This is a genomic window from Acidimicrobiia bacterium (genome assembly GCA_040881685.1).
Lineage (GTDB): Bacteria > Actinomycetota > Acidimicrobiia > IMCC26256 > PALSA-555 > SHVJ01.
Genome location: JBBECS010000015.1, coordinates 96,159 through 114,512, shown reverse-complemented (window position 1 = coordinate 114,512; position 18,354 = coordinate 96,159). Strand labels below are relative to the sequence as shown.

18 protein-coding genes are annotated in these 18,354 nt (G+C 67.8%); 1 reads left to right on the top strand and 17 read right to left on the bottom strand.

Features of this window, described 5'->3' with window-relative positions; genetic code table 11:
* Nucleotides 1–29: 29 nt before the first annotated feature.
* From WEE69_04010 to WEE69_04000, 3 genes are read right to left on the bottom strand one after another with little or no spacing between them, the layout of a single operon-like run.
* Entirely contained in the window at nucleotides 30–392 is a 363-nt protein-coding gene (locus tag WEE69_04010) for a hypothetical protein (GenBank protein ID MEX1144454.1), read from the bottom strand.
* Between the two features lie 30 nt (nucleotides 393–422).
* Nucleotides 423–1,562, bottom strand: a complete 1,140-nt coding sequence (locus WEE69_04005; GenBank protein MEX1144453.1) for a ferritin-like domain-containing protein — start codon at nucleotides 1,560–1,562, stop codon at nucleotides 423–425.
* Nucleotides 1,563–1,566: 4 nt separating this feature from the next.
* The gene (locus WEE69_04000; protein MEX1144452.1) at nucleotides 1,567–2,193 is read right to left on the bottom strand and encodes a TetR/AcrR family transcriptional regulator; all 627 of its coding nucleotides are present in this window, start codon (nucleotides 2,191–2,193) and stop codon (nucleotides 1,567–1,569) included.
* A 113-nt stretch (nucleotides 2,194–2,306) separates the two neighbouring features.
* Between WEE69_04000 and WEE69_03995 the strand changes: the two genes are divergently transcribed.
* Entirely contained in the window at nucleotides 2,307–2,906 is a 600-nt protein-coding gene (locus tag WEE69_03995) for a DJ-1/PfpI family protein (GenBank protein ID MEX1144451.1), read from the top strand.
* 76 nt (nucleotides 2,907–2,982) lie between these two features.
* Here the strand turns inward: WEE69_03995 and WEE69_03990 are convergent, their stop codons facing one another.
* From WEE69_03990 to truB, 14 genes are all read right to left on the bottom strand, one after another.
* Nucleotides 2,983–3,420: a hypothetical protein gene (locus WEE69_03990; protein MEX1144450.1), complete on the bottom strand. Its 438-nt coding sequence runs from the start codon at nucleotides 3,418–3,420 to the stop codon at nucleotides 2,983–2,985.
* 105 nt (nucleotides 3,421–3,525) lie between these two features.
* Complete coding sequence (locus tag WEE69_03985; protein MEX1144449.1) at nucleotides 3,526–4,125, bottom strand: TetR/AcrR family transcriptional regulator; 600 nt, start codon at nucleotides 4,123–4,125, stop codon at nucleotides 3,526–3,528.
* Nucleotides 4,126–4,216: 91 nt separating this feature from the next.
* Nucleotides 4,217–5,467 carry an ABC transporter substrate-binding protein gene (locus WEE69_03980; protein ID MEX1144448.1) on the bottom strand — a complete coding sequence of 417 codons (1,251 nt, stop codon included), beginning with the start codon at nucleotides 5,465–5,467 and terminating at the stop codon, nucleotides 4,217–4,219.
* Between the two features lie 39 nt (nucleotides 5,468–5,506).
* Entirely contained in the window at nucleotides 5,507–6,673 is a 1,167-nt protein-coding gene (locus tag WEE69_03975) for a branched-chain amino acid ABC transporter permease (GenBank protein MEX1144447.1), read from the bottom strand.
* A complete protein-coding gene (locus WEE69_03970) occupies nucleotides 6,670–7,569 on the bottom strand; it encodes a branched-chain amino acid ABC transporter permease (GenBank protein ID MEX1144446.1) in 900 nt (299 codons plus the stop codon). Before WEE69_03970 ends, WEE69_03975 begins: the two co-directional genes overlap by 4 nt.
* Nucleotides 7,566–9,395, bottom strand: a complete 1,830-nt coding sequence (locus WEE69_03965; GenBank protein MEX1144445.1) for an AMP-binding protein — start codon at nucleotides 9,393–9,395, stop codon at nucleotides 7,566–7,568. The genes WEE69_03970 and WEE69_03965 overlap by 4 nt, the downstream gene beginning before the upstream one ends.
* A 5-nt stretch (nucleotides 9,396–9,400) precedes the next feature.
* A complete protein-coding gene (locus WEE69_03960; protein ID MEX1144444.1) occupies nucleotides 9,401–10,198 on the bottom strand; it encodes an ABC transporter ATP-binding protein in 798 nt (265 codons plus the stop codon).
* On the bottom strand, nucleotides 10,195–11,007 hold the full coding sequence (locus WEE69_03955; protein ID MEX1144443.1) for an ABC transporter ATP-binding protein: 813 nt from the start codon (nucleotides 11,005–11,007) through the stop codon (nucleotides 10,195–10,197). Before WEE69_03955 ends, WEE69_03960 begins: the two co-directional genes overlap by 4 nt.
* Before the next feature lie 34 nt (nucleotides 11,008–11,041).
* Nucleotides 11,042–11,830 (bottom strand): 4-hydroxy-tetrahydrodipicolinate reductase, encoded by a 789-nt coding sequence (gene dapB / locus WEE69_03950; GenBank protein MEX1144442.1) that lies wholly within the window; start codon nucleotides 11,828–11,830, stop codon nucleotides 11,042–11,044.
* 168 nt (nucleotides 11,831–11,998) lie between these two features.
* The gene (locus tag WEE69_03945; GenBank protein MEX1144441.1) at nucleotides 11,999–13,276 is read right to left on the bottom strand and encodes a pitrilysin family protein; all 1,278 of its coding nucleotides are present in this window, start codon (nucleotides 13,274–13,276) and stop codon (nucleotides 11,999–12,001) included.
* Nucleotides 13,277–13,327: 51 nt separating this feature from the next.
* Nucleotides 13,328–15,838, bottom strand: a complete 2,511-nt coding sequence (locus tag WEE69_03940; GenBank protein MEX1144440.1) for a polyribonucleotide nucleotidyltransferase — start codon at nucleotides 15,836–15,838, stop codon at nucleotides 13,328–13,330.
* 162 nt (nucleotides 15,839–16,000) lie between these two features.
* Nucleotides 16,001–16,258: a 30S ribosomal protein S15 gene (gene rpsO / locus WEE69_03935; protein ID MEX1144439.1), complete on the bottom strand. Its 258-nt coding sequence runs from the start codon at nucleotides 16,256–16,258 to the stop codon at nucleotides 16,001–16,003.
* Nucleotides 16,259–16,375: 117 nt separating this feature from the next.
* On the bottom strand, nucleotides 16,376–17,335 hold the full coding sequence (locus tag WEE69_03930; protein MEX1144438.1) for a bifunctional riboflavin kinase/FAD synthetase: 960 nt from the start codon (nucleotides 17,333–17,335) through the stop codon (nucleotides 16,376–16,378).
* 5 nt (nucleotides 17,336–17,340) lie between these two features.
* Entirely contained in the window at nucleotides 17,341–18,225 is an 885-nt protein-coding gene (gene truB, locus WEE69_03925; GenBank protein ID MEX1144437.1) for a tRNA pseudouridine(55) synthase TruB, read from the bottom strand.
* Nucleotides 18,226–18,354: the final 129 nt, after the last annotated feature.

Genomic DNA, 18,354 nt, shown 5'->3' with positions numbered 1-18,354 from the left:
GGGTACTCCCCCCGCCTCACGCGCAGCGGTCAGCGTCGCGCCGAATCGAGGCGACGGCGCGTGATTCCGAACACGAATCCGACCAGCGGCGCGAGCAGAAGCAAGAGCAGCAGCCACCATGCCCAGGACGCGCCGCCGCGACCCTCAACCACGGCCCGCTCACCCTTGACCTCGACCGGCTTCGTCGTCGGGACGTCAGACTCGGGTTCCTCGGTCACCGAGGTTGCCGGCCCGAGCTCGATCAGGGTGGTGGTGGTGGAGGAGGAGACCGGATCCACCGCTTCGCCGCGGTGGGTTGCCGCGACCGCGGTGACCGACAGCGCGACCAGGACTCCGAGCACGAGCGCTGCGATACCGCAGAGCTCGCGAACTCCACATGCTCGAATCTTCACCCGCGGCGCGTCCCTCGTCCCGATCAGCGCTTACGCGGTCGCGGCTTCACGGTCCTTGGCGACCTCGTCGAGGGTCGTGTACTCCTCGCCGGTGTCGGTCCAGTCCTCGAACTGGATGACCCCGAGGTCGGTGAAGCGGTCGCGCAGCCAACCGTCGGCCGCGTCGAGCAAGCCGAGCTTCTTGCAGTTGGGCACGATCTTCGAGAACAGCATCGACTGGAAGATCGGCCGGTCCGGCGAGTTCAGCACCACCTTCACGGCCTCCTTCACGTCGACACCCATGCGCTCCCAGACCTCCTGCTGGAGGAACCGGTCACGCATACGCACCGCGGCCTCGAACGCGAACTCCTGGCGCTCGCGGATCTCGGCCGCGCTCAGCTCCGCGTAGTACTCCTGAAGCGAGAGCACACCAAAGGCCACGTGGCGAGCTTCGTCGCTCATCACGTAACGCAGAAGCTGCTTGAGCAGTGGCTCGGTCGTCATCTGGTGCATGAACCCGAAGGCTGCGAGCGCGAGCCCCTCGACCATCACCTGCATGCCGAGGTAGGTCATGTCCCAGCGACTGTCGGCGATGATGTCGTCCAGGAGCATCTTGAGGTGCGCGTTGATCGGGTAGTGACCCGACAGCTTCGTGTCGAGATAGCGCGAGAACACCTCGACGTGACGGGCTTCGTCCATCACCTGGGTCGACGCGTAGTACTTGGCGTCGATCCACGGCACGGTCTCGACGATCTGTGCGGTGCACAGCAGCGCGCCCTGCTCACCGTGCATGAACTGCGACAGCGTCCAGTTCTGGGATTGGATGCCGAACTCGACCCACTCCTTGTCGCCCCAGTTCGCGAAGGGCGTGCCGGACATGTCCATGCTGGAGTTGTAGAGGAAGTCGTTCTGCGCCTGGTTGGCGATGACGACCGCCTCCTGGTCGACCTCGGTGTCCCACGGCAGGTCAGTGGTGGCGTTCCACTGGGACGTCTTCGCCTTCTCGTACAGCCGTTGAAGCGGCTGGCGGCTCTGCTCGTAGTCCCACGTGAAGATGGCGTCTCCGGCGGCGTGCACGGCGTGTGCAACCTCGGCGACGTCGGTGTTGGTGACGGCGAGGATCGCGTTGACGTCGTTGACGTCGTCGCGACCGATGAGCTCGGCGTTGGACAGGTTCTGTTCGATGGCCATGGCGCTACCCCTTCGGGGAGAAGGTGAGGGCTGGGTCGGGGAGGATTCGGTCGAGCGCGGGAACGACGAACGCGCGCACGTACGCGCGCAGGGACACAGGATCGACGAGCGAGACAGGCCCGCTGGGGCACAGCCAGAGCGTGAGGCCCACGCGCGCGACCCACTCGGCGGCGCGCTCGGCCCGGCCGGGGAGGAACCGCTCGAGACTCGGCGCGATGGCGGCACCAGCACGAGCGAGGAATCGCTCGCCGCCGGCGAACGTGAGGTGCGGGAGCAGCCGCTCCGGTTCGAAGTCGGCGACGAAGCGCAACGCCGGGTGCTCACCGAGCTCATACCCCGCGGTGTGCAACATCGCGACGACTGCGTCTTCGAGCGTATCTGTCGTGTCGGCAGCCGCGCGGACCGTGCCAGCCACTCGCGCCGCCTCGGCGCGCACGACGGTCTGGACGAGCTCGGCCTTGCCGCCGAAGTACCGGTAGAGCGTGGCGCGGGAGCACCCGGCCTCGCGGGCGATGTCGTCGATCGTCGTCTTGGAGATGCCGTGGCGGGCGAGGCACGAGAGCGTGGCGGCGGCGGCCCGCTCGTGGATGCCGGGGACGGACGGAGCGACCGGATCGGCCAGCACGGTCATGACCTGAGACGATAGGACCGAAAGCGTCTCAATGTCAACGTGGTCCGGGGCACAATTTGGGTCAGGGAGACGAGCGCGATGCCTAGGGTCGGCCGAGCCACGAAGGAGAGTGCGTGAGGCCGCTCACAACCGGGATCTTGCTGTTCGACGGTGTGGAAGAGCTCGACTTCGCCGGGCCCTTCGAGGTCTTCACGACCGCCAAGAAGGAGGGCGACGACGTCGTGACGATCGCGGTCACCGCCGATCCGATCACTGGGTTCAACGGACTGAAGGTGGTCCCCGACCATGGCTTCTCCGACGCGCCGGCGCTCGACGTGCTCGTCGTGCCTGGTGGGATGGGGACGCGGAAGCTGGCCGACGATGCCGCTCACATCGACTGGATCAAGAAGGTCGCGGCCGACTGCACGTGGGTCACCAGCGTGTGCACCGGTGCAATCCTGCTGAACTCAGCCGGGCTCCTCGCGGGTCGCCGAGTCACGACGCATTGGGCCTACGTCGACACGCTGCGCGAGCAACCCGATCTGACCGTGGTCGATGACGAGCGGTACGTGCGCGACGGCAACGTGGTCACGGCGGCCGGCGTGTCGGCCGGCATCGACATGTCGCTGTGGCTCGTCGGCCAGATGTACGACATCGACCACGCCCGGGCCGTGCAGCGCGTCATCGAGTACGACCCCGCGCCCCCCTACGCCCTGACAGAGGAGCGAGCGTGAGCGGCGCAGGTACCCTGCGCCGCAGCGAGCGGGGCCTGAGCGGCCCCGCCCACCGGGCGGAGAGCGGAAAGTTGGATCAGCCTTGGGGGCGGGTCCAGTCGATTGCGAGGTTGTTCTGATCGGCCGGGTCGACCTTCACGCCGATCTTGTTGCCGGGCTGCACGAGCGGGATGTGCATCTGCGGCACCGACGTGGTGACTTTCGCGTCGTACGCACCCTTGCCCTCGACCTCGACCGACACGTCGAGCACGACCTGCGGGTTGAAGTTCACCTGCACGCCGGTGTCGGTGAAGCCCTTGATCGTGGCCGTGCCAGGCGTGCCGGTGGCGAGCAGCGCCTGCTGCTTGGCCATGTCGGCCTGAAGCGCCATCGCGTCATCGATGGCCTCGGTGGCCTGGTGCAGCTGGTCGGGCATGTCCTTCATCATCCCGATCATGCCGGTGCGCTTGCCCTGGGCCTTCTGGGCTTCCTTGCCCTGATCCGAGAGCTTCTTGATGTCCTTGAACATGCCCATACCGGTTGACTCCTCTCGAGGGGCGCGGGGTGCGCCCGGTGTGGTCTGGTTGTCCCGCCACCGCCCCTGACTGTCTGAATGAGCCCGCGCGTTCCGGGTCACCCCTCACTCAGCGGCGTCCACCGGGACAACGATGCCACCTAGGAGCTCATGACGCACGAGGTTCCTCACCTGCGCGGGATCGGCGAGATCCCAGCGCCCGGGCGTGCCGATGAGCGACAGGAGGAGCCGGGCCACGTGGTCGGCTGCCGCGTCGAGGTCGATGCCGAGGACGAGCCGCCCGGCATCCTGCTCGGCTCGGAGCAGTGGGCCCAGGTAGTCGCGGATGTAGCCGAGCACCCGGTGCTGCTCGAGCGTGAGGAGCGGGAGCAGCACGTCCGGCTCCGCAGCGAGGACCTTCTGGAGCACCGCATGCTCCAGCACCGCCTGACGAGCGAACGCCAGCGCACGCTCGAGCCGGGTCGCGAAATCGGGCGCATCGGCCACCGCCTCGGCCAGGCGTACGAAGAAGTGGTTCATCTCCCAACCGACCGTCTCGCGCAGGATCTGGTCGCGCCCGCCCGGGAACAGGCGGTAGATCGTGGCCCGCGAGACGCCCGAGGCGCGCGCGACGTCGTCGACCGTGGTCTTGCCGAGACCGAACCGGGCCGCGCAGTCGTAGGTGCCGGCCAACACTCGCTCCTTCGGATCCGCGCGGGACGCCATCGCCACGAACGCTACGGCCCCGGACGCGACCGGGCCCGCTCCCCGTGGTGGCGGAGCGGGCCCGGTGTGAATCCCAATCGAGCAGCGCTTGCTACTTGATCTTGTACTTCTCCGCAGCCTTCGACGCGGTTTGCGGACCCAGGATCGCAAGGCCGACGACGCCGGCCGGGTCGATCTCGAGCACCGCAGTCGCGCGAGGCGGGTTCCGCTTCGCGGCTGCGCCGTACTTGTAGTCCTCGTCGAGGCCGTCGAACGTGAGCTTCTTGACCTGGCTCACAGCCTTCAGCACGCCGGCACGACTCAGGTCGCCGTTCTTGACCGCCTTCTCGAGCACCTGGGCCATGGCCTGGCCTTGGAGGTACCCGAAGATGAAGTACGGGTCAGGCGCCTGGTCGGGCGCGTACGTCTCTTGCCGCTCGATAGCTGTGTCCATCCCCGGGATGGTCGAGTCGCCCCACGCCACGAACTGGCCTGCGGAGACCCACAGGTGCTCCACCAGGTAGTCGGCGATGTTCGGCGAACCGGCGAGCAGCGGGAGCCAGAACGGAGCCAACGCGATGTACCGCGTCTCGAAGTTGAGCGAGACCGAGGTCGTCATGATCGCGCTGGCGTCGGCCGCCGTAGCGACGACCAGTGTCGCGTCGCATTCGGCGTCGACCAGCTCCTGGATCTGCGCGGTGAGGTCCTCGCCCGTCTTGAATCGGGGCGACGGTCCTGTCTTGAGCTTCAGCGCCTTCTTGGCCGCCGCGAGCCCCTCGAGACCGGCCTCACCGAACTCGTCGTCCTGCGCGAGGGCGCAGACCTTGGTGCCCTTGCCGCCGTTGTTCACGTAGTAGTCGAGCGCGTTGATCGCCTCGACTTGGTACGGCGCACCGACCGGCACCAGGTTCGGGTTGTGCACCCACGTCGCGTCGAGCGTCGCGGGCGCAGCCACGGCCTGGTCGGCCTGCATCTTGGGCAACAGCGCCTGGGTGATCTGCGTGCCGAGGATCTGCTGGAACGCGACAACATCGCCCTTGAGCTTGTCGTACGCCTGCACGGCAGTCGGCGCTGCGTACGCGCTGTCTTCCTTCAGCAGCTCCACCTTGTACTTGCCGGCGATGCCGCCTTCTTCCTCGTTGTAGTGGTCCCACCACATCTGGTTGCCGGCGGTGAGCGGGTTGGCGATGATGCTCACGCGCCCGGACAGCGGCGTGATGACACCCAGGTTGATCGTGTCGCCGTCGAAGCCGGCGGTCTCCGCGGGTGCCTTCCCGCCAGCCCCTGCTGGTCCGGCGAACGCAGCCACCATGGCTACGGCGAGCACGCCGGTCAGGAACTTCCTCGGACTCGGAGTTCGCATCCATCTCCCCCTGTGTTCGTGTGCTGCTGGCGGGGTGCTTTACCGGGCCAGCGGCCAGGACCGGAAGTATCCCCCAATTCGCCGCGAAATACCCGCCAGGCCATGGGGCTGCGTGATCAGCCCGACGATGATCAGCAAGGCGTACAGGACCGCGGCGAAGTTCCCCTCGGAGAACCCGACCTCGCCGGGCGTCTCGGTGAAGATCTCCTTGATGAGCGGGAGGTCGGAGAGGAACCCGATGAACTTGGGAATCGTGGCGATGAGCAGTGCGCCGATGATCGGGCCGTAGGTGGTGCCGATGCCACCGACCACGATGATCGCCAGGAACTGGATCGACAGGGGAAGCCCGAACGCGGCCTCGTCGGCCACCGCGTATTGGATGTAGAGCCCGTAGAACACACCGGCGAGCGTGGCGAGCGCGCTCGAGATCACGAACGCGCCAACCTTGGCTCGGAAGAGGCTCACACCCACGACGGCGGCCGCGACGTCGCGATCGCGAACCGCTTGGAGCGCGCGCCCGGGACGAGAGCGGACGATGTTCTTGCACAGCAGCGCGGCGACGGCCACGAAGCCCCAGATGAGGTACATCAGCCCGTGGTTGCGACTGAACAGCTCCGCGCCCTTTCGAAACGGAAGATCCCCCAGGAAGATGTCGTCGTCGCCACCGAGATCGGCGAAGTCCAAGCCGAAGAGCCGTACCTCGATGGGCATCGACGCGCCCGAGTTGCCGCCCGACACGGTTTCCCAGCTCTTGAGCACGTACAGCGTGACGAACACGATCGCGAGCGTGGCGATGCTGAGGTACACACCGCGCAGGCGGAGGGCCGGGAGCCCGACGACGAAGCCGACGCCGGCGCCGATCGCGAGCGCGGCAAGGGCGTACTTCCAGAACGCCCAGTCGAGCCCACCGGGCGGCAGTGCGTCTTCGGGCCGCCCGAGGTAGCTCGCGCAGAACGCTCCGAGCGCGATGAAGCCGGCGGTGCCGAGCGACGGCAGCCCGGTATACCCCGTCAGCAGGTTCAGCCCGAGCGCGGCGATCGCGGAGTACCCGGCGATCACGAAGATGTTGGCCCACGAGTCGTTCACGAACAGCGGAAGGCCCAGGAACAGCACGACGAGAGCAGCCACGCCAATGAACCCCTTCGGCGAGCGCACGAGGCGCACGTCCTGGGCGTAGTTGCGCAGCATCCCGCGCGCGCGGCTCACAGGCGTTGCACCTGACGAGTGCCGAACAGCCCGTAGGGCCGGACGAGCAGGACGACGAGCATGAGGATCCACGGCAGCACCTGGTCGAAGCCGCCCTCAATCCAATCCGGGGCGTAACCCTTCGTCATGAGCTCCGCGATGCCGATCACGAGGCCGCCGACGACCGCCCCCCCGGGCGAGTCGAGGCCTCCCAGGACCATCGCAGGAAGCGCCTTCAAGGCAATGATCCCGATCCCGACGCTCAGGCCGGTCTTGGGCCCGGCGTTGGCACCGAGCATCGCACCACCGAGCACCGCGACCACCCCGGCGATGGCCCACGACAGGGCGACGATGCCGTTGACATTGATGCCCTGCATGAGCGCGGCTTCCTGGTCGACCGCAGTGGCGCGCATGGCCACGCCGTACTTGGTCTTCTGGAAGAAAAGGAAGAACGACAGGAGCACCACGGCGGCGATCACGATCGCCGCCACGTCGATCTGATTGATCCTCACACTCCAGTCATCGTCGAGAGGCAAGATCTTGAACGGCGTCTCGATGCTCGACTGCGGCGTTCGCCAGATCGTGGTGACGATCGGTTCGACGAGGAGGAGCACGCCGACGGTAACGAGCAAAATCGCATGGAGCGGTTGCCCCACCATCCTGCGGAGCACAAGGCGCTCGATGACGATCCCGAGCGCGGCGCCGAACAGGATCCCCAGGAGTAGTGCGACCCAGAAGCTCAGGCCCCAGGTGAAAGTGGCGTTGTACACAAAGAACGCGCCGACCACGACGAGGCCCGCTTGAGCGAAGTTGATGACGCCAGTCGCGCGGAAGATGACCACGAAGCCGAGGCACACGAGCGCGTAGATGGCGCCGAGCGCGGCTCCCGAAGCGAGCAGCTGCAAGAACTTCGTCACGGCGACTGGCCTCCCCGATCGGATCCGTACATCGCGTCCACGAGCTCGGCGTGCCGCTCGGCCGCGGCCTTACGCCGCACCTTGAGCGTGGGCGTGAGGGTGCCGTCCTCCACATCGAGCTCTTGCGACAACAGGCCGAAGCATCCAACTTGGTCGGCGTCGACGAGTGCCGCATTCGCTTCGTCGACGACGCGGCTCAGCAGCTCACGGACCTCAGGTCGCTCGGTCAGCGTGCGGTACGTCGTGTACGGCACACCATGCGCCGCAGCCCAGTCACCCACAACCACACCGTCGATCGCGAGCAACGCTCCGAGGTGCGGTCGGCCGTCGCCGACGATGATCGCGCTCCGTACGTGCGGCGACGCTTCGAGGCGCAGCTCGATGACACGCGGGTCGACGTTGTGACCTGTCGACGTGGAGACGCGGTCACTCGCGCGCCCTGCGATCGTGAGCGCACCGTCTCCCGCGAGAGCTCCCAGGTCGCCGGTGTGCAGCCAACCCTCGGCGTCGCGCGTCGCGGCGGGCGCGCTTTTGCTGTCGATGTACCCCGCGAACACCACTGGGCCCCGCACGAGCACTTCGCCATCAGCACCCGCTCCATCGATGCGCAGCTCCACCCCGGGGACCGCTCCTCCCGCTGTTCCTGCGGCTTCTTGCCCAGCTGACGCGAGGGTCGCCACGCCGGCCGTCTCGCAAAGGGCATAGGTGGCGCGCAGCGGAACCCCGACCGACTGCCACCACCCGACCAGCTCGGGTGGCGCCGAGTCGCCGACGCTCAACGCCACGCGCGTACGCCCCAGCCCCAGGCGCTTTCGCAGCGGTCGCATCACGAGTGCGTTCGCCACCGCACCACTCGACGACTGACCGTCGCCGCCGGCCATACGTGTCGCAGTGCGCTTGATGTGCCCCGCGACCCGGAGTCCGGTCTCGACCGTTCCGCGCAGGCGTTCCCAGAGGCGCGGCGTGCCCTGCACCACCGTGGGCTGCACCTCGCGCAGGTCGTTCACGAGCGCTGGACCACCTTCGCCGAAGTTGACGGTGGCGCCGGCACGAACCGCGTGAGCGACGATGAGTATGCGCTCAGAGATGTCGCACAAGGGCAATGACGACACGATCTCGTCGTCCGCGCGCAGACCGAGTGCGTCGACCCCCGCGTTCGCGGCGCTCACGAGGTTGGCGTGCGTGAGCTGCACGCCTTTGGAATCGCCACAGGTGCCCGGAGTGAAGACGATGGTCGCGACCGCATCGGGATCGAGCGCGCCCACGAGTGTCTGCCAGGAGCGCACATCGCCCGCCCGCAGCTGCACGGCCTCGGGGTTCCCGAGCGCCTCCAAGGCCTCGAAGCTGCTCGCCGGACCCTCGAGGCGCTGGATGCCGCGCGGGTCGATGATGACCAGGTGGCGGAGCGCGACGCGGTCGGCGACTTCCACCAGCTTGTCGAACTGCTCCTCGTTCTCGACAATGGCGACCGTGACGCCTGCGCGCTCGATCAGCGAAGCGAGCTCTGCTGCGTCACTCGTCTCGAACAACCCGACGCTGACCGCGCCCAGCCCCTGCACGGCGAGGTCGGTCAGCAACCACTCCACGCGGTTGTCGCTGACAATCGCGACGCGATCACCCGTCCCCACGCCTTGGTGCACGAGTGCACGACCGACGCTCGCGACGCGGCCGGCGTACTCCGCCCAACTGATCTCGAGCCACCGGCCGAGCTCCTTGACGCGAAGCGCGACGGCTTTGGGTCGGGTCTCGGCCTGGCGCAGGAGCCACCCAGGCAGTGAAGTCGGCTCGGCAACGACTTCGGCGCCAGCCGGGATCGGCTCCGTCACCGTGCTCACGCTTCGGCCCCCAGATAGGCCTCGATGACGCGCGGGTCCTTCTGCACGTCCTCGGGGAGGCCGAGCGCGATCGGCTCACCGAAGTCGAGCACCAAGACGCGCTCCGCCAGCTCCATCACCAGCGGCATGTCGTGCTCCACGAGGATCATCGCCATGTCGAGCTGGCGGCGGATCTCCAGGATGAAGCGCGCCATGTCCTCGGTCTCCTCGAGGTTCATGCCTGCGACCGGCTCGTCGAGCAGGAGCAGCACGGGATCCATCGCGAGCGCGCGACCGAGCTCGATGCGCTTCTGGACTCCGTACGGCAGAGTTCCGACGGGCTCGTACCGGTACTCCTGGAGCGCGAGGAACTCCATGATCTCCTCGACGCGTCGCCGGTTCGCGACCTCTTCATTGCGCGCGCGGCCGAGCCAGAGCATCCCGGCGATGAAGCCGGTGCGCATCCTGATGTGGCGGCCCAGCATCAGGTTGTCGATGACGTTGAGGTTCACGAACAAGCCGAGGTTCTGAAAGGTGCGTCCCATCCCCATCTGTGCGATCGCGGGCGGCCGCTCACCGACAAGCTCCTCACCCTGGAAGCGGATGGTGCCGATCTGCGGCCGATAGACCCCGCTGAGACAGTTGAAGATCGAGGTCTTGCCCGCGCCGTTCGGGCCGATGATCGCGAAGAGCTCACCTTCGTTGACGTCGAAGTTCACACCTCGGAGCGCGCTGACCCCGCCGAACGACAGGCTGACGTCGGAGACTTGGAGGAGCGGACCGTCGTAGCGCGGCTTGTGCATGATGCCCGTCATGCCGACCACCGCCGCCGCCGCCGATACGTCTTGAGGTCCTTGAACGAACGACGGCCGTGCTCCCCCATGCCCAGGTACGCGGCCCGGATCTCCTCGTCCTCGAGCAGCTCCTGGCCTGGCCCCTCGCGTACGACCTGGCCACTCTCGAGCACGTAGCCGCGGCTGGCAACGGAGAGCGCGAGCATCGCGTTCTGCTCCACGAGCAGCACGCTGACGCCCTCCGCGGCGATCGCCGCGACGATATCGCGGATCTGCTGCTGGATCAACGGCGCGAGTCCGAGCGACGGCTCGTCGAGGAGCAGCAGGCGCGGCTTGGCCATGAGGGCCCGACCCATTGCGAGCATCTGTTGCTCGCCACCCGAGAGGTACCCCGCGACATCACGCCGGCGCGTGGCTAGGACCGGGAACATCTCGAGCACGTGCGCGTACGTGTCGCGGATGCCGTCGCGATCGTGCCTCGTGAACGCGCCTGCTTTGAGGTTCTCGTCGACGCTGAGCTCGGCGAAGATCCGCCGCCCCTCCATCACCTGCGCGAGTCCTCGCCGCACGATGTCGGGCGTCGGCTCACCGAGGATCGACTCGCCGTCGAGCTCGATCGTGCCGCGCTCTGCTCGCCCGGAATGCACCGCAAGGAGCCCTGACACCGCGCGCAGGAGCGTCGTCTTGCCCGCGCCGTTCGCTCCCAGCAGCGCGACGACCTCTCCTCGGGGAACGTCCAGGCTCACCCCGCGCAGGACCGTGATCGTGCCGCCGTACACGACCTCGAGATTCCGCACCGCCAGAAGCGGTGCGGAATTTTCACCCCCCACGGCGGGCGACCCTACTTGGCAGTAGCCGAAGGCGTCAGAGGCCGAGCAGTGCGTCGAGGCCCACGGTCAAGCCCGGACGCTCGCGCACCGCGCGGATCGCGAGGAGCACCCCGGGCATGAACGAGGTGCGCTCGTAGGAGTCGTGGCGAATCGACAGCGACTGGCCGGTGGTGCCGAGCACAACCTCTTGGTGAGCAACCAGGCCGCGGAGACGCACGGAGTGAACCCGGATCCCTCCAGGACCCTCACCGCCTCGCGCACCTTCGAGCACGACCTTCTCGGTCGGATCCTGTCCCCACGTGTCCGACGCTTGGGCCATGCGCTGCGCCGTGAGCATTGCGGTGCCCGACGGCGCGTCCACCTTCTCGTCGTGGTGGAGCTCGATGATCTCTGCCGTCTCGAAGTACGGCGCCGCGAGCTCAGCGAATCGCATCATGAGCACGGCGCCGATCGCGAAGTTGGGGACGATGACCGCGTTGGCTGCGCCGTCGAGCAACTTCATGCGTAGATCGTCGATCTCCGTCTCTGTGAAACCGGTGGTTCCGACGACCGCGTGCACACCGTGCTCGGCGCACCATGCGATGTTCTCGCGTGCGGCATCGATGACCGTGAAGTCGACCGCAACGTCGACGCCCGCGTCCGCAAACGCATCAGCCTTGCGCGCAACTGTCAATCCGGTATCGGACACTCCGAGCTGATGGAGGTCGATGCCCTCGTGGTACGGATCGACCGCGGCCACCAGCTCCAGCTGGGGGTCGGCGGCGACGGCGCCACAGACGGTTGAGCCCATGCGCCCACCGGCACCGAACACACCCACGCGGATCACGTTCGCAGGGTATCGGTCCGCTCGCTCGCCCCCCGCTGCCCAACCCGCCTCTTCAAGTCACGGCCCTCCCTGTCCGCCGAGAGCGTTCGGAGACCGGCCGGTCCTTGCACTTTCTAGACCCATTTCGGCGGTCCCGCGCCTCAGGTGCCCGCGTCGGGCCGGGGCTTACGTGTGCCGGGTGAGCTGCGATTCGTCGACCGGGCCCACCACCGCGAGCGTGCGCTTGTCGGTGGCCACGACGCGCTCGACGACGCGGGCCACGTCTTCGGCGCCGACGGCCTCGACATCGGCGACCACCTCGTCGAGCGACGGGACCTCCCCCATCGTCAGCTCGCTCCTGCCCAGTCGGTGCATCCGGCTCGCCGAGCTCTCGAGCGACAAGGCCAGCGATCCGCGCAGGTGGCCCTTGGCCGCGTCGAGCTCGCGGTCGGAGATGCCGCCATCGGCGACCACCCGCGCGAGCTCGGCGTCGATCACGCCAAGCAGCTCGGGGAGCCGTTCGGGTGCAGTGCCGGCGGACACCGCGAACGCGCCGGTCTCCTCGAAGGCGGCGCGAAAGGAGTAGACGGAATACGCGAGGCCACGTCGCTCCCGCACTTCCTGGAACAGCCGCGACGACATGCCGCCACCAAGCGTCTGGTTCAGCACCGTGAGCGCGTAGCGATCGGGGTCAGCCCGAGGAAGCGATCGCATGCCGAGCACGACGTGCGCCTGCTCGGTCGGCCGTTCGAGAACGGCGAGCGGTCGCGGCGCCGGCTCACCTGCGTACATCTCGCGCGGTGGGCGGTCGCCCGTCGCGCCGTTGAGGCCCTTCTCCACGAGCTCGACGACGTAGTCGTGATCGAGGTTGCCCGCGGCCGCGACCACCACGTTGCTGGGGTGGTAGTGGCGCTGGTGAAACGTACCGATGTCGACCGACCCCATCGCGTTGATCGTGGTAGGCGATCCGATGACCTCGCGACCGATCGGGTGACCCGGGAAGATGGCATCGGCGAACACGTCGTGGACCAGATCTTCGGGCGCGTCGTCGCGCATCCGGATCTCTTCGAGGATCACCTGCCGCTCGGCATCGACGTCTTCGGCGCGAAGCGCCGGTGTCCAAACGATGTCGGAGAGGATCTCGATCGCGAGGGGGAGGCACTCATCGGGAACCCGCACATAGAACGCGGTGAGCTCTTGCGTCGTGAAGGCGTTCATGTCGCCGCCGACTGACTCCACGGACTCAGCGATCTCCGTTGCCGTGCGCGCGTCGGTTCCCTTGAACAGCAGGTGCTCCAGGAAGTGGCTCGCGCCCGCGAGCTCGGCTGGCTCGTCACGCGAACCGGTGCCGACCCAAAACCCGACGGCGACCGAACGCAGCGACGGCATCGACTCGGTCACGACTCGCGCTCCCGAAGGAAGACGCGTGCGCAGAATCGCCGCGTTCGCGGGCGCTCCAGCCATCAGATGCTCACCGGCTCGGAAACCACACTCATCGAGGGGGGTTCCCGGCGGCTAACGCCGGCCGCCGCGCCCGCCTCGACTGCGGCCACCGCCGCCACCGCTGCCGCCACGACGAGGTGCACCGCCACCGCCCGTACGGGCTGCTTCCGACGGGCCGAGGTCACCGAACTCTTCCTTGGCCTGCGATTCCCATTGGTCCTCGAACGAAGGGGCCTTGACCGCCGACGCCGTGCGCTCGCGGGACTCACCGTTACCGCCCGAGTCACCGTCGTCGCCGCGCGGCCGGGGGGTGCGCTCGCGCCGCGGCGGGCGGTCATCCCCATCGGACCCACTCGCCGGCGCATCGCCTCCGTCGCCTTCACCTTCAGCACCGACGAGGCTCAACGAGAGCTTGCCGGAATTGTCGATGTCGTCGACGCGCACCTCGACCTCGTCGCCGAGGTTCAGCACGTCTTCCACGCGGTCGATCCGCGTCCCGCCACCGAGCTTCGAGATGTGCAGCAGGCCGTCACGCCCCGGAAGGACGTTCACGAACGCACCGAACTTCGTGATGTTGACGACACGCCCCGTGTAGTTGGCCCCGAGCTCGGCGGTCGGCGGGTCGAGGATGAGCTCGATGCGCCGCTTCGCCTCCTCGACGGCCAGCCCGTCTCGCGAGCCGATCGACACGCGGCCGGCGACACCATCGTCGCTGACCGACACGTCGGCGCCCGTCTCCTGGGTGATCGTGTTGATGACCTTCCCCTTGGGGCCGATCACCTCGCCGATCTTGTCCATCGGGATCTCGAAGCTGATGATCTTCGGTGCCGCCGGGCGCACGTCGGAACGCGGCTCGCTGATCGCGTCGGCCATCACGTCGAGGATCTTCAACCGTGCTTCCTTGGCCTGGGTGAGCGCCTTGGAGAGCACGTCGGCCGGGAGGCCGTCGATCTTCGTGTCGAGCTGGAGCGCCGTCACGAATTCACGCGTGCCCGCGACCTTGAAGTCCATGTCGCCGAACGCGTCCTCGGTGCCGAGGATGTCGGTGAGCGTGACGTACTTGCCGTCGTGGAGCACGAGACCCATCGCGATGCCGGCGACCGGTGCCTTGATCGGCACCCCGCCGTCCATCAACGAGAGCGTCGACCCACAGACCGACGCCATCGACGTGGACCCGTTCGACGCGAGCACGTCGGAGACGACGCGCATCGTGTACGCCCACTCTTCGGCGCTCGGGAGCACCGGCACGATCGCCCGCTCGGCAAGCGCACCGTGACCGATCTCGCGGCGCTTCGGTGAACCCACTCGACCCGTCTCACCCGTGGAGAACGGAGGGAAGTTGTAGTGGTGCATGTAGCGCTTGCGGTCGTCGATACCGATCGTGTCGAGCATCTGCTCCATGCGGGGCATCCCGAGCGTGGCCACGCTGAGGACCTGGGTCTCACCCCGTTGGAAGAGCCCGTCGCCGTGCGACGTCGGAATGATGCCCACCTCGGACGAGATCGGCCGGAGGTCGGCCGTACCCCGCCCGTCGATGCGCACACCCTCGTCGACGATGCGGGTGCGCACGATCTGCTTCTGCAGCGACCGGAACGCCTTCGTCACCTCGCCCGCGCGACCGGCGAACTCGCCCGGCGCGTCGGCGGTGCCCACGAGGTCGGCGAGGAGCGACTTCTCGATTTCGTCGAGCGTCGTGTTGCGGTCGTGCTTGTCGGCGATCTTCATCGCGTCAGAACACCCCGCGTGTGCCGCCTTCTCGACGGCCGCCTGCGCGTCGGGCTGGTAGTCGACGCTCGGCTCGAACGGCACCGGTGTGATCGGACCGCGCGCCGCGACGTAGTCCTTCACGAGCTGGTTCTGGAGGCCGATGGACGCCTTGATCCACTCCTTCGACGCTTCGAGACCCTCGGTGATCACCTCTTCGGTGACCTTGGGTGCGCCGCCCTCGTAGAGCTTCCACGTGGCGTCGGTGCCACCCGCCTCGACCATCATGATGGCGACGTCGCCGTCGGGCAGCTCTCGCCCGGCGACCACCATCTCGAACGTGGACTCGTCGCCCTCTTGATAGGTGGGGTGTGCGATCCACTCGCCGTTCACCTGCGCGATGCGCACCGCGCCGATCGGTCCGTTGAACGGGATGCCCGACACCATGAGCGCGGCGGACGCGCCGTTGATGGACGCGATGTCGTGCGGGTTCTCGAGGTCGGCGCCGAGGATCGTGGAGATCACCTGCACCTCGTTGCGGAACCCCTCGGGGAACGAGGGGCGCAGCGGCCGGTCGGTGAGGCGGCACGTGAGCACGGCCTGCTCGCCCGGGCGTCCTTCACGCCGGAAGAACGAGCCGGGGATCTTGCCCGCGGCGTACATGCGCTCTTCGACGTCGACCGTCAGCGGGAAGAAGTCGATGCCCTCGCGGGGCTTGGACGTGACGACCGTCGTGAGCAGGGTGGTCTCACCGAGTTGCACGACGACGGCGCCGTCGGCCAGCTGGGCGAGCTTGCCCGTCTCGAAGGACATGGCCTTGCCGGCCGCGTTGACTGCGCCGGAAACTCGGATGGCGCCAGACCCGTTGGAATTGGGCATGGGATGCCGCTCCTCTCATCTGTGGCGAGAGCGGCGGTTCCCAGTTGGCAGGGTCCGGGCTCGACTCGGTGGTCGAACCCGGGCACTGGCGACTGACAACCGACGCCGCTCGCGTGCTCTCGTCTCGCGAGACGGGGAGCGGACGCTCCGCTCCCCGAGGTATTACCGCCGAAGCCCCAGCTTTGCGATCAAGGCTCGATATCGCTCGACGTCGTTGTGTCGGAGATAGTCGAGCATCCGACGACGCTGCCCCACCAACATGAGCAACCCACGACGCGAGTGATGGTCCTTACCGTGGACCTGCAAGTGCTCTGTGAGGTGGTTGACCCGCTCGGTGACGAGCGCGATCTGGACCTCTGCCGAGCCCGTATCGGTCTCGTGGCGGCGGTGCTCAGTGATCGTGGCGGCTTTGTCGGGCATGCGTTTGCTGGAGTCTTCTCACGTTGGAAGGTGCCCAGCCGGACGGCCGGAACCCAGCCAGGGTACCAGGCACCGTGCTCCCTGGACACATGGGCCCCCACAGGAAGTCGGTCAGAACTAGGTAGCGAGGAGATGGCGGGCGACATCTACGTCTTGGGTCATCTGGGCGACGAGGGCGTCGACCGACTCGAACTGCACCTCACCGCGGATGCGCTCCACGAAGCGCACCTTGACGCGCTGTCCGTACAGGTCACCCTCGAAGTCGAGGACGTACGCCTCGAGCAGCGAGGCCTTGGCGCCGACATAGAAGGTCGGCCGGCGACCAAGAGAGATCGCCGCGTCACGCTCGACACCATCCTCGGCCACGAACGTGCCCGCATAGATGCCGTCGGCGGGGAGACACACGCTCTCGGGCACCGCCACGTTCGCCGTCGGGAAGCCGAGCTCGCGACCGCGGGCATCGCCTCGCTCCACCTGACCGCGCACCTCGTGCGGGCGAGGAGGACGCCCGAGCATCTGCGCCGCGGCAGCCACGTCACCGGCCGCCAGGAGCTCACGGATCTTCGTCGAGGAGTACGGCAAGCCGGTGGCATCGCCCTCGACCGACACCAGACCCAACCCGAGCACTTCGAAGCCCAGCTCCGCGCCCATCTGCTCGAGCAGTCGAACGTTGCCGTGCCGCCGATGCCCGAAGTGGAAGTCGGCGCCGACGACGACCAAACGGGCGTCGAGACCCTCGACGAGCACGGTCCTGACGAAGTCTTCGGCCGGCTCTCGACTTCGGTCCTTGTCGAACGCGAGCACGCAGACCGTGTCGAGAAAGCCGGTGGCATCGAGCAGCTCGAGCTTCTGATCGAGCGGAGTCAGCACCTTCGGCGCCGATTCGGGCCGCACGACCTCCGCCGGATGGCGATCGAACGTGAGGCACACCGCCTCGCGGTTACGCGCACTTGCCAACTCGCGCGCGAGACGCAAGACCGCTTGATGACCGAGGTGGACGCCGTCGTACGCCCCGATCGTCACGACAGCACCCGAAGCCGTGGGCGTGTACCCGACGAGATCGTTGACGACGCGCACCGTGCTCACGACTCTTCGTGTCCGACCACGACGGTGGGCTTGACGCCACCGCCGCGGCGCTCGTACACCGCGAGCAGCTCGCCATCCGGACCGATCACGGCGAACGGACCCGGGCCGGCTTCTCCGAGCGCCCCGGACGGGAACGTCATGCCATGGCGGATGCCCCGTGCCGACTCCACGTCCACCTTCAGCGGCTCGAGGTCACGCACGGCTTCGCGCGGCGGGAGCACGGCGGCCGAAGGGTCACCCTCGATCGCCTCCAGGGTTCGTGCCTCGTCGAGACCGAACGAGCCGGTTCGCAGGCGTCGAAGGGACTCGACGTGCGCGAGCCCGCCGAGCGCGGTCCCAAGATCGGCCGCGAGCGTGCGCACATAGGTGCCGCTCCCACACTCGATGAACAGGGTTGCCAGCGGATACGGACCTGGCTCGAACGCCTCCACTTCCACGCGGCCGATGTGCACGCGGCGCGGAGCACGCTCGACCTCTACCCCGCGGCGTGCGAGCTCGTGCAACCGTCGCCCACCCACCTTGATCGCCGACACCATCGGCGGCACCTGCTCGATGTCTCCCACGAAATGAGTCGCAGCCTTCTCCACCTGCTCTCGAGTGAGCGGCATCTCCTGTCGGTCCAGCACCTCACCGGCCGCATCGAGCGTGCTCGTGGCCACGCCGAAGCGCACATCAGCGCGGTACTCCTTGCCCGCAGCCTGGAGGTAGCGCAGCAGACGCGTGGCTCGACCGAGGCCCACGAGCAGCAAACCGGTTGCGTCGGGATCGAGCGTCCCTGCGTGACCAACGCGCCGCTGTCCGTACGCCTTGCGCAGCTTCGCCACGACGTCATGGGACGTGAACCCCGCCGGCTTGTCGACGACAACCAGCCCGTCCGTCACCATGGCTCGCTCGCTGCGCCGCAGGGTACCTGCAGCGCGGGCACTCGCTCGGGCCCCATGGCTCGCTCGCGCGTTGCGCCGCAGGGTACCTGCAGCGCGGGCACTCGCTCGGGCCCCATGGCTCGCTCG

Coding starts and splice junctions, on each gene's coding strand:
- WEE69_04005 (MEX1144453.1), bottom strand. CDS start 1,562: ATGGCCATCGAACAGAACCTGTCCAACGCCGAGCTCATCGGTCGCGAC.
- WEE69_04000 (MEX1144452.1), bottom strand. CDS start 2,193: ATGACCGTGCTGGCCGATCCGGTCGCTCCGTCCGTCCCCGGCATCCAC.
- WEE69_03990 (MEX1144450.1), bottom strand. CDS start 3,420: ATGGGCATGTTCAAGGACATCAAGAAGCTCTCGGATCAGGGCAAGGAA.
- WEE69_03985 (MEX1144449.1), bottom strand. CDS start 4,125: ATGGCGTCCCGCGCGGATCCGAAGGAGCGAGTGTTGGCCGGCACCTAC.
- WEE69_03980 (MEX1144448.1), bottom strand. CDS start 5,467: ATGCGAACTCCGAGTCCGAGGAAGTTCCTGACCGGCGTGCTCGCCGTA.
- WEE69_03960 (MEX1144444.1), bottom strand. CDS start 10,198: ATGACGGGCATCATGCACAAGCCGCGCTACGACGGTCCGCTCCTCCAA.
- WEE69_03945 (MEX1144441.1), bottom strand. CDS start 13,276: ATGGCTGGAGCGCCCGCGAACGCGGCGATTCTGCGCACGCGTCTTCCT.
- WEE69_03940 (MEX1144440.1), bottom strand. CDS start 15,838: ATGCCCAATTCCAACGGGTCTGGCGCCATCCGAGTTTCCGGCGCAGTC.
- rpsO (MEX1144439.1), bottom strand. CDS start 16,258: ATGCCCGACAAAGCCGCCACGATCACTGAGCACCGCCGCCACGAGACC.